General features: G+C 60.1%; 13 protein-coding genes. 9 read left to right on the top strand and 4 right to left on the bottom strand.

Annotation, left to right across the window (positions count from 1 at the left end; genetic code table 11):
• Positions 1-45 precede the first annotated feature (45 nt).
• The 5 genes from ACHIRB_RS29405 to ACHIRB_RS29385 all read left to right on the top strand — a co-directional run bounded on the left by ACHIRB_RS29405 (position 46) and on the right by ACHIRB_RS29385 (position 3,518).
• Positions 46-555, top strand: coding sequence for a DUF3558 domain-containing protein (locus tag ACHIRB_RS29405; protein ID WP_395125376.1), 510 nt, complete (start codon positions 46-48; stop codon positions 553-555).
• Between the two features lie 27 nt (positions 556-582).
• Complete coding sequence (locus ACHIRB_RS29400; protein WP_395125377.1) at positions 583-966, top strand: hypothetical protein; 384 nt, start codon at positions 583-585, stop codon at positions 964-966.
• 117 nt (positions 967-1,083) lie between these two features.
• Complete coding sequence (locus tag ACHIRB_RS29395) at positions 1,084-1,779, top strand: GTP pyrophosphokinase (protein ID WP_395116371.1); 696 nt, start codon at positions 1,084-1,086, stop codon at positions 1,777-1,779.
• Positions 1,780-2,013: 234 nt separating this feature from the next.
• Positions 2,014-2,574 carry a hypothetical protein gene (locus ACHIRB_RS29390; RefSeq protein WP_395125378.1) on the top strand — a complete coding sequence of 187 codons (561 nt, stop codon included), beginning with the start codon at positions 2,014-2,016 and terminating at the stop codon, positions 2,572-2,574.
• A gap of 44 nt (positions 2,575-2,618) precedes the next feature.
• Positions 2,619-3,518: an ABC transporter substrate-binding protein gene (locus tag ACHIRB_RS29385; protein ID WP_395125379.1), complete on the top strand. Its 900-nt coding sequence runs from the start codon at positions 2,619-2,621 to the stop codon at positions 3,516-3,518.
• 58 nt (positions 3,519-3,576) lie between these two features.
• Here ACHIRB_RS29385 and ACHIRB_RS29380 read toward each other — a convergent pair whose 3' ends face one another.
• Positions 3,577-4,110, bottom strand: a complete 534-nt coding sequence (locus tag ACHIRB_RS29380) for a YceI family protein (RefSeq protein ID WP_395125380.1) — start codon at positions 4,108-4,110, stop codon at positions 3,577-3,579.
• Positions 4,111-4,213: 103 nt separating this feature from the next.
• Between ACHIRB_RS29380 and ACHIRB_RS29375 the strand changes: the two genes are divergently transcribed.
• The 3 genes from ACHIRB_RS29375 to ACHIRB_RS29365 all read left to right on the top strand — a co-directional run bounded on the left by ACHIRB_RS29375 (position 4,214) and on the right by ACHIRB_RS29365 (position 6,793).
• Entirely contained in the window at positions 4,214-5,056 is an 843-nt protein-coding gene (locus ACHIRB_RS29375; RefSeq protein WP_395125381.1) for a helix-turn-helix transcriptional regulator, read from the top strand.
• Positions 5,057-5,099: 43 nt separating this feature from the next.
• Positions 5,100-5,336, top strand: coding sequence for a hypothetical protein (locus ACHIRB_RS29370; protein WP_395125382.1), 237 nt, complete (start codon positions 5,100-5,102; stop codon positions 5,334-5,336).
• Positions 5,337-5,416: 80 nt separating this feature from the next.
• Entirely contained in the window at positions 5,417-6,793 is a 1,377-nt protein-coding gene (locus ACHIRB_RS29365) for a family 43 glycosylhydrolase (protein WP_395125383.1), read from the top strand.
• Between the two features lies 1 nt (position 6,794).
• Here ACHIRB_RS29365 and ACHIRB_RS29360 read toward each other — a convergent pair whose 3' ends face one another.
• Genes ACHIRB_RS29360 through ACHIRB_RS29350 form a run of 3 tightly spaced genes read right to left on the bottom strand, consistent with a single transcriptional unit; the run spans position 6,795 to position 10,295 of the window.
• Complete coding sequence (locus ACHIRB_RS29360; RefSeq protein WP_395125384.1) at positions 6,795-7,586, bottom strand: DUF1206 domain-containing protein; 792 nt, start codon at positions 7,584-7,586, stop codon at positions 6,795-6,797.
• Between the two features lie 35 nt (positions 7,587-7,621).
• Positions 7,622-7,840: an FmdB family zinc ribbon protein gene (locus ACHIRB_RS29355; protein WP_395125385.1), complete on the bottom strand. Its 219-nt coding sequence runs from the start codon at positions 7,838-7,840 to the stop codon at positions 7,622-7,624.
• A 22-nt stretch (positions 7,841-7,862) separates the two neighbouring features.
• On the bottom strand, positions 7,863-10,295 hold the full coding sequence (locus ACHIRB_RS29350) for an SEC-C metal-binding domain-containing protein (RefSeq protein ID WP_395125386.1): 2,433 nt from the start codon (positions 10,293-10,295) through the stop codon (positions 7,863-7,865).
• An 856-nt stretch (positions 10,296-11,151) separates the two neighbouring features.
• Between ACHIRB_RS29350 and ACHIRB_RS29345 the strand changes: the two genes are divergently transcribed.
• A complete protein-coding gene (locus ACHIRB_RS29345; protein ID WP_395125387.1) occupies positions 11,152-13,989 on the top strand; it encodes a reverse transcriptase domain-containing protein in 2,838 nt (945 codons plus the stop codon).
• Positions 13,990-14,006 lie beyond the last annotated feature (17 nt).

The following is a 14,006-nucleotide window of genomic DNA, read 5'->3' as shown; positions in this document are numbered from 1 at the left end:
GACTAGCGTCCAAGATAAAGACACCCATCTGCTGATTGGAGCCTCATGCGATTGCGCGCGTTGACTTTGTGCGGCGCTGCACTCCTGGTTGTGGGGTGTTCCACCACGATGGAGGGGTCGCCAACGGTCAGTTCGACCGAGCCGTCGGCGTTGTTCAATCCGTGCGATATTCCTGACGACGCATTGCGGGCAGCCGGGGTGGATCCGGGGACGGAGAAGGTCGGCATCGCCGGCACGGGGTTCGAGGGGTGGGAGATTTGCAGTTGGGAGGCGGAGTGGTATTTCCTCGGGGTCCTGACCTCGCACAACACTTTCGATGACCTCCGACGGAACAGCGAACTTGCGAACTTCCGCGACGTCGCTGCCGGTTCCCGCGAAGGCTTCACTGCCGTCAACGTCGGGCGAGATGACTCGACATGCAATTTCGGCTTCGCGGTCGAGGGCGGAACTGTCGTCGTGAACATGGCGACGAAGTATTTGATCTCCAAGCCAGAAGAGCCGTGCGAAACCGTGGTGAAACGCGTAGAAGATCTCGATACGCAGCTTCCCCGTTAATTCGAATCCGATCGAATAGGAGAGTCCGTGCCGGAAACAGACGACACCATGCACCTCTGGCAACGTTTGGCGAGGGAGGCTGCCGACGGACGCCTGCGGCTCGAGGAGGGGGTTGCGAATGAAGTCTCGAGCGCGTGCCAGGACCTCATTGCCGGATACCGCCGACTCATTTACGACGCCGGCAACCTTCAGTTGATTCGTGGACTTGGCGATATCGAGTCAGGCCTGCAGCTCGCTGCCAAGCTAAGCAGGAAGGCAGTCGGTGGACATGATGCCCTCATCGACCGACTTGAAGAACACATCACCATCGTCACCATGATCCAACAAACCGTCACGACGGCGGCGGCGAAGATCCAGGTCGAGGAAGACCTCCTCACCAGCCACCTGTCGTCGGTGGACCCCACCCGCTAAGGCTTCCCTCAGTTCCGTCTCAGGTCCCGCTGGCAGAATGGAAGCCGTCAAAGCGGACAACTGAGGGGGAACAACGATGTGAGCGAACCATTCGAAGGCGTGACTGCCGAGGATGTGATGCGGTTTCGGGCCGAGTTCACTCGCTTCATGATGTCGTACCAGTTCGGGATCGCCGAGCTGATGACCAAGATCAATATCCTCAAAGACGAGTTCACCCACATTCACCACTACAGCCCGATCGAGCACGTCACGTCGAGGCTGAAGTCACCGCAGAGTTTGCTCCAGAAGGCGCAGCGCAAGGACAGCCCGATCACGCTCGACGACATTCGCAAGAACATCGTCGACATCGCCGGCGTCCGCATCACCTGCAGCTTCATCAAGGACACCTATCGGATCGCTGACATGCTGACCAACCAGTCCGATGTGACGGTCACCGAGATCCGCGACTACATCGCGAACCCGAAGCCGAACGGCTACAAGAGCCTGCACATTCTGCTCGAGCTGCCGGTCTTCATGAGTGACCGCGTCGAGCAGGTGCCGATCGAGCTGCAGATCCGCACGATCGCGATGGACTTCTGGGCCAGCCTCGAGCACAAGATCTATTACAAGTACGGCGGCGAAGTCCCGGCCGGTCTGACGGACGAGCTCACCGAAGCGGCCGAGGTCGCCAACCGTCTCGACGTCAAAATGGAGCGCCTGCACGAGGAGATCACGCAGGCAAAGGTCGAGTCGCAGTTCGACGAGCAACCGCTGCTGCCGCTGCCCATCGAGCTGCTCGAATCCCTTGCTCAGCGCTACCGCGAGACGTCCTAGCCAAACCCGTAGATCAGCGTGCGCCCATTTGGGTCAGAGTGCATCTAGCAAGCCGCACACCGACCCGAATCGGCGCACGCTGACGTTTGTCCCCCGATCGGGGGACACGAAGTTCAACCCTCGGTAGGCCTAGTAGGCGGACATACATCCATCTCGTTGCGAGAGATAGTTATTGCACACCGGAAAACACCGGAGGCGAAAGCCCAAAATGCAACCGAGACAGGAACTTACGCCATGACGAACACCACGGAAACCCAGACCACCGGCACCGAGACCACCACCACGACCGACACGCAGACCACCACCACGACCGACACGCAGACCACCACCACGACTCGCCGCCGCTTCACCCGCTTCGCCGCGGTCCCGCTCGCCGGTCTCGCAGCCCTCGGAATCGCCTTCGGCGCAACCGGAATCGCCAGCGCTGGCACGATGCCGAGCACTGGCCCGACCATCGCCATGACGATCCACAACACCACCGGCCAGGACATGATCCTGCAGGGCTCCGACAACCCGTACGGCGAGTGGATCCACGGACCCAACGCAGTCCTCGCACCCGGCGCCTCCGAAATCGTCACCGCTACCAACAACGATCCCCGCGGCATCGGCGTCGACGTCACCTACTCACTCCCCGGCGACGCACAGGCCGTCTTCGCCGCCAACAACTACAGCAACGACACGAACACCAGCGGAACCCGGATGACCGGCCGCGACGGTCACTTCTACAGCGTCCACTCCACCGTCGACACCGGATTCCCGACCATGAATGCCGGCTACAGCATCGTCATGAACTGACCACTCCCCCAACGTAACTCAACTCAACCAACTAGGACCTGGCCATGACCACCACGATCACCCTCTACACGTCCGAACCGCCGCACAAGATGGACCGCATCACCGCCGCCTTCACCAAGCTCAACCCGGAGATCGAGGTCGAGGTATTCCGCGCTCCGACAGGCGAACTCAAATCCAAGATCGAAGCGGAGGCACTCGCCGGCAAGATCAAAGCCGACGTACTCCTCGCCGCGGACGCCCCCACCTTCGAGCGTTACAAGCAACAGGGCCGGCTACTGAAGTACCGTCCCGCGGACGCCCGGTTGCTGCACCGCGACCTCGTCGATCCGGATGGCTTCTACGTGGCGACGCGGATCATCCCAACGGTCATCTGCTACAACACAAATGCAGGAGTCCTGGCGCCGCGGTCGTGGAAAGCATTGGCAGAGGCCAGATTCTTCAACCGGATCGCCATCGCCAGTCCGCGCATCTCGGCAGCGTCGGCACACAACACGACGGTCTGGTACGAGACGCCAAGACTCGGACGGCAATGGCTGGAGGCACTTTCGGCCAACCAGCCACGTGTGGCCTACAGCAACTCGTGGGTCGGCGAATTGGTTGCAGCAGGATTGTGCGAGGTCGGCATCGTGACCGATCACGTCGCTCGGGAACTCGTCGCACGGGGTGCTTCGATCGGCATCAGCTACCCGTCGGAAGGTTCGCCCTTCGTCACGCAACCGGTCGCCATCGTCGGGACCACCCAGGTCGCTGATGCCGCCAAATTGTTCGTGAACTTCTTGCTCAGCCAAGAAGGCCAGCAGATCGCGGCCGAACAGCACTATCTGCCCGTCCGACCGGATGTGCAGCCACTCACAGGATTCCCTGGCATCAAGCTACTGCCGCCGTACTCGCGGCCACATACCGCGATCCGAATCGACAGAAAGGAGCATGCACTCGCAAGTTGATCTGCTTTACCTGCCCGAGCCACCCCCGGACTGCCCTCCGGGGGTGGTTCACTGTGTGCTACTTGGGTTCCACGAGCTGGATCTCGAGCTCGACTTGCACTATGTCGCTGAGCATTCCGGGGATCTGCGGTCCGACGCCGAAGTCACTGCGCTTGAACTTGCCCGCCGCGGAGAAGCCCGCGTGTCGGGAGCCCTCCATAAATTCCTGAACCCCACCCCATTCGACGTCGAGAGTGAGTGGCTTGGTGACCGAACCAATGGTGACGTCACCGACGACGCTGAACGTCTCACCGACGAGTACAGGTTCGGTCGCGCGGAACGTCATGGTCGGACGGTTGGCAACGTCGAGGAAGTCCGCTTGACGGACGTGAGCGTCGCGGTCGGCGTTGCCGGTGTTGAACGAGTCGAGGTGGACGACGGCTTCGATGTCAGCTCTTCCGTCCTCGCCGACGACGAACGTCGTCTCGAAGTTGGTGAAGCTGCCGCGCACCTTTGCGATGCCGAGGTGACGGACGGTGAAGCCGATCGAGGAGTGGGCTGCATCGAGCGCCCAGGATCCGGTGGCCAGTACGGTGCTTGTGGAGGTTGTCATGCTCCAAGCCTGCAAGCGTTTGGCCAGGTCAACCAGACCGTGGTGATCCTGGCACTGATAGGGCGAGGATAAGGGTGCCCGGGTTGCGCCTGCTCGAGGCACCATGGATGACGTGGCAAAGTCGGAGTTCGGGCAGTTCCTTATATCGCGGCGCGCGCGTCTGTCGCCGGCCGATGTCGGGTTGCCAGATTCGGGTCGACGCCGCACTCCCGGCCTCCGCCGCGAGGAAGTCGCGGCGATCGCCGGTGTGAGCGTCGACTATCTCGCGCGACTGGAACAGGGTCGCGACACCAATCCGTCGGCCGCCATCCTCATGGCGTTGGGCAAGGCTTTGCAACTCGACGAGGCCGACCGCAACCACTTCGGTTGGCTCGCACTCAAAGCCGATCCGAAAAGCGAGTGCTCGGCCAGTCCCCCTGCGCAAGAACAACTGTCGGCACCGATCGCAGCAGTGCTCGACTCGATGAATCCGGTCCCGGCCTTCGTCCTCGGTCGGCAACTGAACCTGCTCGGCTGGAATCCAGCGTGGGAAGAATTCGCAGAACCGTTGGGACTCTTCGACCCCGAGGCCCACAACAATATCGCCGTGTTCACGTTCGCCGTGCCTGCCGCTCGAAAAGCCTGGCGAGACTGGGACAACGAGGCCGACGTCTATACGTCGCGCCTGCGTTCGGCGATGACACGTTGGCCCGATGACGACGACGTAGCGCACACCATCGGCAGGCTCAAACAGTTCCCCGAATTCATGAAGCGCTGGGACGCGCACGTCGTCGACGCGAAGCCGGCGGGAACGTTGCGCGTCACACACCCACATCGAGGAAGCATCGACATCGCCTACGAGACGCTGGAGATGACGGGTCAGAGCTTGGTCGTGTGGCTGACCGAACGCGGGGCAGTTCGGGCGCCGAGGTTGCGACTGATCGAAGGTCGGGCGAGTAGCGACTGATTAATCAGGTGACTCGGGCCGGGCCGTCGCAATAAATTTGTGTATGCGTAAAAAGACCATCTTTTTCGACCCGGATGTCGTCGAGTTGATCGAATCCTCGATGCGCCACAGCCACCTGACGTTCGACGAAGTTGTGAACGGGACGGTCAGATTGGCGCTCGGCAAGGTCAACCCCTCGACTCCGACTTACGACATGGGTCGACCGACAATCGACGTGGTCAAAGCTCTGACGTATTCCGGACTGCTCGAACACTTCGAATACATGCGCCGCACCAACTGACGGACCGCCCCCGGTCTCGAATAGACCTCAACCCCCAGCTTTCCATTGTCACACCAGTCCCATTACTTTATCTTGACCACATGCACCCCAGTAGAAGCACGTCGCGACGGTTGCTTCGCAACGGGTTGCTTGCTGCCTTGTCCGCCTCGCTGTTCCCCCTGTTCGCGCTGCCAGCGGCTCAGGCGATCCCCGTCGTCATCCCCGCCGGCGCCGACCCGTCCGTGATCCGCGGCGACGACGGACTGTTCTACGCATTCGTGACCTCCGACGATTGGGGCGATGGGAAGGGCATGCACAACGTCGCGATGTTCACCTCCTTCGACCTCGTCGACTGGATGTTCGCCGGCGACGCTTTCGACAGCCGACCCGGTTGGCACGGCGACAAAGGCACCTGGGCACCGGACGTCGTCGCAGAAGACAACGGCTACGCGATGTACTACTCCCTCGGCGACGACGTCAATCCGTGCATCGGCAAAGCAAGTGCACCCGAATTGATCGGACCGTGGACCGACCTCGGCCGAGCTGTGTTCTGCGCCAAAGACGTTGGCATCGGCGGGACCATCGACCCGGCCGTGTGGGACGACGGCACCACCAAGACGATGTACGTCGGCAACTTCCGCGGCATCTACGCGATCGAATTGAACTCCGACGGAACAGCTCCCGAGGGCAACCCCGTGCAGGTCGCAGACGACCGCTTCGAAGCGCCCTACATCTACGAACGCGACGGCTACTACTACCTCTTCGTCTCCGCGGGCAATTGCTGCAACGGTCAACGCAGCGCATATCGCATCTTGGCTGGCAGGTCCGACTCGTTGACGGGTCCGTTCCTCGATCGAAAAGGCCAGGACCTCAACGAAGGTGGCGGCACACTCGTCCTCGCAGGCAGCGAACAGTGGGGCGGGCCGGGCCACAACACAGTCGTGCCCGACGACGCCGGCGACGACTGGATGGTCTACCACGCCATCCCGCGCAGCTCGATCACACTGCCCAGCGGCGCACCCAACCGCAAGGGCATGATCGACAAGATCACCTGGGTCGACGGCTGGCCCGAGGTCGGCGACGGATCACCGACTTCCACCGCCCCCGAAGTTCCACTCTTCGACCTGCCGGTCCACGTCTCCTACGCCGAGAAAGGCGTCAAGGGTGACATTGCTTCCGGCGGTGACGAATTCGACGTCGTCGTCCGTATCGAAGCACCCGCCGACAAGGCGTACAGCGGCAATGTGTGGCTGCAGGCGTCGATGCCCGACTACTCGATGACCGATCCCCTCACCGACCCCATCGCCGTCGACTTGGAGCCCGGCGAAGTTATCGAGGAGACCTTCACCTACAAGGTGCCCGGCAACTCGTCGCAAGGCATCTACCGCCTGTTCGCCTGCGCAGGTCCGACGACCGACGAGATCGTCGAATATGCTGCGCACGTCCGGGTTAAGCCGGGCGGCGAGGAGACGGACTAGTTCACATCTTCGCGGACTTGGCCATCACGAACGAGTACAACCCGTAGACCGCGATGCCGAAGCCTGCGACAACAAGCAGGATCGTGCCGAATGCTTGCTCGCGCAACGTCTTCAAAGCACCGTCCATTCCGGTCGCCTTGCCCGGATCTTCGGTGAACAGCGCCGCGATGAACAGGACACCAATTCCGATCAGTGCCAACCCTTTTGCGGTGTAGCCGATCGTTCCGAGCGTCTCTTCGACTGTGCCTGGCGATTTCAGGTCCTTCATGAACTTCTTCGAAATGCCTTTGTAGCAGTGGTATCCGCCGACGCCGATGAACACACCCGCAACAACGACGATCGCCAACTTGCCGATGCCCGATTCCATCGCGCGAGCCGTCAGTCCGGCGTTCTGCTCCGAACTGGATTTTCCGGCACCCTTCGCGAAGGTGAATGCCGACCACGCGAACGCGAAGTAGAGGACTGCGAGCGAGAACGCCTTGACGCGGTCCATCACGCTGACTTCTTTGGATTCGGAGCGCTTCCCCACCGCGCCTTCGACGAGTCGCCAGACTGCCAAAGCGAGGAACGCGACCATCACAACCCACATGACGAGGGTGCCGCCGGTCTTCGATGTGAGTTCTCGGAATGCGCCCGACTGATCCGCGCTACCGCCCTTGCCCAACGCGATGCGGATGGCGATGTAGCCGATGAGCAGATGGAGGACGCCGCTGACGATGTGGCCACATCTGGCGAGGCGTTCGAACCATGGGTTCTGAACGATGTCGGATGCTTGGGCGTTCATGGTCGGCATGGCGGGTCCTCCGAAAATCGCGGCGCGTTATGCGCTCAACTGCAGCAGCCTCCGCCGCAGCAACCACCTGACGGCGGAGCCGATTGTGTACCCCGTTGGGCCGATGCCGAACCACCGACGCCGAAGGTCGTCAGCAGCTTGACGGTGTCGTTGTGGCCGACGGGACAGGGTGTGTCTGCCGAGGAGTCCGCCATCGATCGACTCACTTCGAACGTGTCTCCGCAGGTCCGGCACCGATAGTCATAGCGAGGCATTGGGTCAGGATAGTCCCGACGGCTAGATATCCAGCATTGCCCGCAGGCGCTCGACGCTCATGGTGCCCTGCCCGCCCTTCGGGAACGAATTCACCAGTCGGATCAGGTCGCCGCGACGCGTGGGGTCGGCGGCCGCTTCGCGTGGGGTTGCCCCGTCGAGGGCCGGAATCGAGGTGTCGAGCCATTTCACTTCGTAGTCACGGACGAAGTCGTCCAGGATCGGAGTCAGCTCGGGATCCATGGGCTCGGACGGCACGGGCGACTCCAATAGTTCGGCAAGCCTGTCGGCAGCCGATATTCGTTGCTGCTCGATCAGGTCGCCGCACCCTTTGAATGTGCCGACGGTCTTCAGCAATTCGTCGAATCGACGCTCGTTCATCGCGTCCAGAACGAGTTCGCCCTCGACGATTCGAATGGTTCCATGCACGGATTCGCCGACGAGCCAACGCCAGTGGTCGTCGGTCGAGGGTCCGTAGCGGTTGTCGAGTGAACGTCGCAAGGTCGCAGCGTCGTCGATGGCGAAGGACGCTTCGCATGCGATCATCGTCTCGCCGTCCGACGTCACGAGGCTTGGCGGCGCATAGCGTGCGGTGAGGAAATGGACGAGGTCTTCGGCGTCGAGGAAGTCGGAATCGAGCAGTTCCAGCAGCGCCTCGCGTTGACTGAGCGCGATGGGCTCGATTCCGCCGAATATTTGGTTCACCGATCCGGCGGGAACCACTCGGGCGCAGATGAATTCGCCGACTTTCAGTTGCTTGCTTGCTACGCGCTCAGTGACATCGTTTCGGTCGCCGGTTCTGACGTCGCGGAGGGTGAAGCCCTCCCCCGGCCGGACCGACTCGACCTCGTGCAGCGACCGTTCGACGAGTTGCCACTGCTGGGCCAGGAGTAGTTCGTCTGCCGGTAGGAGTTCACCGCGCCGTTCGATGAAGTCGGCGAATCCGCCTTCCTCGAAGAGGACTACGTCGACGACCAACCCGTCTGCCAACGCCCGCCCGATCGGATCTGGATGGTCCGGCCAATACTCGGCACGTTCGTCGGCCAGATCTTGGATGACCGCTCCCCACGTGTCCGAGTCATCCACGAACGATCCAGCTTTGTTGTAGAGCCATTTCGCGCGATCGTCGAGCGAGGTCTCGACTTTGTTGAGGTGGCACTGTTTGTATTTGCGGCCAGATCCGCACCAGCACGGCGCATTTCGACTCAATCCGGAACGCGCAACCGGCAGGAAGTTCTGCAGCATCGAGTATTGGGACGAGGCGGATCCGTCGCCTAGACGGTTCAGGAAAGAGATCGCACGAGGCGCGTCGCCGCGAACGGATGCGAGATTTGCCAGATCCTGCAACGCGGGCTCGTATCGCCTATTCCACGACAATGCATCTTCGTAGTATCGCTCTGCATCGGCGATTCGGCCATCGAGGTCAGCGGCTCTTCCCGCCAGCCATCTGGCCGATGCGGCTAACTTCTTCCCACCGCGACGGATCAGCGCCTCCGCCCCCGCCGAGAAGTCCCCGCGAAGGTGACCCATTTTGGCTTCACTCAGCCGTCGTGCAACCTCGGCGACATACGGATCATGAAGGGGCGCAAACACAACTGGATCAATCGCGAGGTCGTCGTCCGACGGCATTTCGTCAGCGCCAAAGGCGTTCACGAGGCTGCTGAACGCTGCCACTGCGCTCGCTTCGGACGGTTCCAGCTCGTAGGTCGATTCGATGAACTCGTTGAAATGTTGGACTCTCGCGGCCTTGAAGTCGAACCCGGCTACGGCGATCTTTTCGTTTTCGATCGTGTAGCCGGCGGCGGCGATCAACTCGCTGAGCGGTGCCGTTGGCTCGTCGAACAGCGTCACGTCGTCCGACATCAACTGCCAGATGACATGTTCGATCTGCTTCGATCGATCGTCTCCCAGCAATGCGACGAGTGCGGGACGCAAATCAGGGATCGGCAGCTTCTTCGTGCCGACACGCTCGAAATACAAGTCGCCGCCGCGGGCGATGACGGCGACAACATCACCGTCGACGAAACGGCCGATATCGGTCGGATTGATCAGGAGACCGAGGTCAAACTGTCGATCGGATTCGGCAAGGCCTCGCTCGTCGAGAATCTCATCGTCGTAGGCCGGAATCACTAGCGACGGTAGCTCCTCGCCATCCGCAAGGTAGATGAGCGGATTCAAATCGCCATCGACGAAGATGATTCCGGCAGCGATCTCCGCGCCGCTCAGACGGTGTGTGAAGACCTTGCCCTCGAGGAAGGAATCGACGGCGATGTTGCGACCGTCGGCAAGCAGCCCAAGTATCGGATGGTCGATGTTTTCGGCAAGTTCGAGCATGTCTTCAGCCGAGCCCAGACGCTGAGCGACCATAAGCTTCGCCCACTCTTCTGACGTCAGCGGACCATGCTCACGCAGGATCAGCATCGCGGCTTCGGCTGTGGGATCTCCTGCATCGGTCACGGGTGTTGATTGTAGTGGCGGAGGCCGATGGGTCCCCTGCCGCTTTTGAGTATCAGTCCATGCGATACCCGCGCACGATTGCCTACGCTTGCAACGCAACTCTGGCTTCCCATTGAATGAGGCTTACGCATTCGATGAGCTGTTGACCGGCGCCGATTCGCTTGGCTTGGCTCAGATCGTCTTATTAGCGAGATACCTGCCAGCGCCGTGACGTTGGGTAGGCAACCCAATGACGCCGAGCCGGTCGTTTGCCCACTGCTCTCGACAAGCGCCGATTCTCGCACTTCTGGCCAACCCACGAGCAGCAGCAGGTGGCGAGTCACTTCATCTGCGACCGGTTCGAATCTGGTCAGAGGGGAACGGAACCGACGTCAGGGTACTGGAGGCGCTGAAGAAGACGCAGACAAAGAAGCGGTTTGGCGACGTTCCTCGACCTTGTTCGTCAAAGCACCTCTCTCTGACTAGTTGGCGGCGACGTTGAAGCATCTACGGGATCGGGCGGCACCTTGACCAATCGATTGCCATGCGGACGGAGTCGCAATCCTTGATAATTTGTCTGGCACCCTACTCCGCACTGTCGATGCGCGGTGAAGCCTGGCTCGACATCTGCATCGCCTTAGTTCCCGAGCCTTGAGACCTCCGACCGGACCCTGTCGATTTGACCTATAAACACCGCCAATTGGCAAGCAAGACGGCCACAGACGCTTCTGCCACAGACCTAACGCCCACTGACAATCAAGTGGGTTAGTTTCGGCTTCACGAGCAAATTGCGTGCCCGTAGTATGCGTACTTAAAGGCGACGCACAGGTTCAAACAGCTTCGCCTCGGACTTCGAAATTCAAGGCGGGGGCTTACAATGCCAGAAATCAGTCTGGCCGACATGGTAGCTGCTTATCGAAGCGCAAAGGTGGACCTCTACTACGCGTCTGAGTCTCGGCTGGTGGACATTGTAGAGTACGAAGAGGACCTCGTCAGTCGCCTTGAAAACCTCTTGGAACGGATCAACGGCAAAGACGAGGCGTGGGTCTTCGATGCTGACTTCGTCGGCACCTATACCTTCGCGCCAAAAACTGTAACTTTGCAGCCATCCGCTTCAAGTGATGCCTTTTTCTGGTCAGACTCCGGCAGTGCCTGGCAGGCAGCGGCGATGGCGGAGCAGCGACCGCAGGCTGAGTTCAGGGTCATGTCCTTGTGCGGCATCGACATGCATGTTCTTTCCACGCTTTGGATGCAGACTAGTGGTGGAAAAATGGAAGCGGCACTCGGACACGAAGCTATGGGAAGCAGGCTGCGACGCACGCCCTCGGGACGCCTTAACACTCACTCTCCCGGCAGCTTTCAGCAGTATTACAGCCCGTACGCTCGTTGGCGAGACCGTGGACTGAAGGCAATGACGGAGACGTTGAACAGTGGGATCTCCGTCGTCGCGCTGACTGCGGATATATCATCCTTCTACCATAAACTGAACCCGGAATTTCTTCTAAATGTTGCCTTCTTGCGAGATGTGCTGGGAGTAAATCTCACTCGGCAAGAGCGCAAAATAAATCGCCTCTTTGTAAACGCTCTCGACGCGTGGATGACGTTCGCCGCAAACGAAGGCGGCTGGCCCGCGCGCGGCCTTCCCGTCGGCCTGCCCGCATCGGCAGTCGTGGCTAATCTGGCACTCGTCGAGTTGGACCGATTGGCTATGGAGGAGTTCAAACCAATCTACTACGGCCGCTATGTCGATGACGTGATAATCGTCCTTCGAGCGGGATCATCGTTTTCAAGCCAACGAGAAGTATGGAAGTGGCTAATTCAGCGCTCTCGCGGGCTTATATCCGAGATCGTCCCTAATGGTATTAATTCCAGCGATGTATCGATTCGCTTTGCACCGAGCTACTTAGATTCGTCTGAGGTAATATTTGCAAACAACAAAAATAAGACATTTCACTTGTCGGGGGCGTCAGGTCTAGCACTAGTCGGGTCAATCCAGAAAACGATCGACGAACGCGCAAGTGAATGGCGTTCGTTCACACCCGTTCGTGCCGATCCTGCGGATGTTGGCACTGATCTCGCCGTAGCCACCCGTTCCGATGGCGAGGATGCAGCCACCTTGCGTGACGCCGACCAAGTTTCGACACGCAGGTCTGCATTCGCGATCAGATTGCGCGATTTCGAAGCTTACGAACGTGACCTCGACCTAGAATCGTGGATAGATCAGCGCACAGCATTCTTCAACGCTATCTGCGCCAACGTGCTCGTTCTACCGAAGTTCTTCGAACTAGCATCCTATCTACCCCGCGTCCTCGGGCTTGCCGCGGCATGCGGCGACTTTGTTGCACTGACTAAACTCCTAAGTTCTTTAGCTCGCGTTTACGACGACGTGCTCTTAGACTGCGAGTTGACGGTCAAGGCATACGCGGAAGATGGTGCAGCCGAGGACGACGTGGCCGCACGGTGGGCCGCGCAGCTTGTTCGACAATCGGTCGAAAGCATTGCAAGCGCACTCACGCGCGTGAATGCCAGAGAATTAGCCGGCGCAATGGACCCGCTAATGTCAGTCGCGAAGGCAGCAAGCGTTTCCCTGCCAGGAGTACGCGAGATTCACAGGCTGCACGCTCGTCTGTTTGCACGGGACATGGCATACGTACCGTACCGGTTCGCATTGTTGAATCGTGAGATCGCGCCCCAACGAGGCCTTCCCAACTCGCGCGTACGTGAGGCTCGGGTCCCCTGGGATCTGCCGCTCGACAACGAGGTTCGCGATGGCCTGAACCAGTTGGCGGATTCGCTGCGCGTCGCCCAAGTGGATACGGTTGTGGGGCTAGGCACCGACCTGGCTGGCAGTGAGGTTGCAGGTCTTGTTTTCGCGACGCGCCCACCAAATGTTTGGGAGCTCTTCCTAGCGCTCAGAAGCCCGGGTGGCCAGGAGTTCGGCTTCGCATCAGCTCAAATTGTTCATAGAATACTCGCTGCTGTACGCGGCTATTCTTCGAGACAGGAGTTGCCACATGTAACCCTCTCTGAAAATGGACATCCGACGATCTCCGTCGTTGGTGCGGCGCACGGCGGAAAAGTTCGATTTGCACTTGCAATGGTTGAAACGTCGATGTCCTCTTTGACTGGTGCCGCACTTGGAACCCCGGACTTGAACCGATCGAGATATGAGTCATTCAAGCGGATCTTCAACGAAGCAGTGGCGCGTCCACGTCGCGCTGATTATCTCGTCCTTCCGGAGCTGGCTTTGCCGTCGAAATGGTTCGTTCCGTTCGCGATCAAGCTGCAGCGCGACGGTGTAAGTTTGATTGCTGGGATCGAGTATCTCACCGCGGGCCGACGGACTGTCCACAACGAAGTTTGGGCCGCGCTCCGGTCAGCTGGTCGTCATGGGGTCGGATATGTAGTCTATCCCCAGGATAAGCAAAGGCCCGCTCCTGCCGAAGAGCAATGGCTCTATAACCTTGGGCGTTTGCGGCTCGTACCCAAAGTAAGGTGGCGGCACCCCGTACCTCCGGTCATCGCCCACGGCGACTTTCGGTTTGCGATGCTTATTTGTAGCGAATTAACAAACATCGAGTACCGAGCTGCGCTCCGTGGCCGTGTCGATGCGCTTGTTGTTCCGGAGTGGAACAAGGACCTGCACACATTCCAAGCGCTCGTCGAATCTGCGGCACTAGCCCAGATCTTTCTCCGGGCTGACGTGCCGGCTTGATCTGTTTCGGATTGGGT

Source organism: Antrihabitans spumae (assembly GCF_043944905.1).
Taxonomy (GTDB): domain Bacteria; phylum Actinomycetota; class Actinomycetes; order Mycobacteriales; family Mycobacteriaceae; genus Antrihabitans; species Antrihabitans spumae.
Note: the sequence above shows the minus strand (reverse complement) of the source record. Positions and strands in the feature narration are given on the sequence as shown.

Excerpts from the sequence above, each read along its gene's own strand:
- ACHIRB_RS29405 (WP_395125376.1), top strand. The coding sequence starts at position 46 with ATGCGATTGCGCGCGTTGACTTTGTGCGGCGCTGCACTCCTGGTTGTG.
- ACHIRB_RS29395 (WP_395116371.1), top strand. The coding sequence starts at position 1,084 with ATGCGGTTTCGGGCCGAGTTCACTCGCTTCATGATGTCGTACCAGTTC.
- ACHIRB_RS29390 (WP_395125378.1), top strand. The coding sequence starts at position 2,014 with ATGACGAACACCACGGAAACCCAGACCACCGGCACCGAGACCACCACC.
- ACHIRB_RS29385 (WP_395125379.1), top strand. The coding sequence starts at position 2,619 with ATGACCACCACGATCACCCTCTACACGTCCGAACCGCCGCACAAGATG.
- ACHIRB_RS29380 (WP_395125380.1), bottom strand. The coding sequence starts at position 4,110 with ATGACAACCTCCACAAGCACCGTACTGGCCACCGGATCCTGGGCGCTC.
- ACHIRB_RS29375 (WP_395125381.1), top strand. The coding sequence starts at position 4,214 with ATGGATGACGTGGCAAAGTCGGAGTTCGGGCAGTTCCTTATATCGCGG.
- ACHIRB_RS29370 (WP_395125382.1), top strand. The coding sequence starts at position 5,100 with ATGCGTAAAAAGACCATCTTTTTCGACCCGGATGTCGTCGAGTTGATC.
- ACHIRB_RS29365 (WP_395125383.1), top strand. The coding sequence starts at position 5,417 with ATGCACCCCAGTAGAAGCACGTCGCGACGGTTGCTTCGCAACGGGTTG.
- ACHIRB_RS29360 (WP_395125384.1), bottom strand. The coding sequence starts at position 7,586 with ATGCCGACCATGAACGCCCAAGCATCCGACATCGTTCAGAACCCATGG.
- ACHIRB_RS29355 (WP_395125385.1), bottom strand. The coding sequence starts at position 7,840 with ATGCCTCGCTATGACTATCGGTGCCGGACCTGCGGAGACACGTTCGAA.
- ACHIRB_RS29345 (WP_395125387.1), top strand. The coding sequence starts at position 11,152 with ATGCCAGAAATCAGTCTGGCCGACATGGTAGCTGCTTATCGAAGCGCA.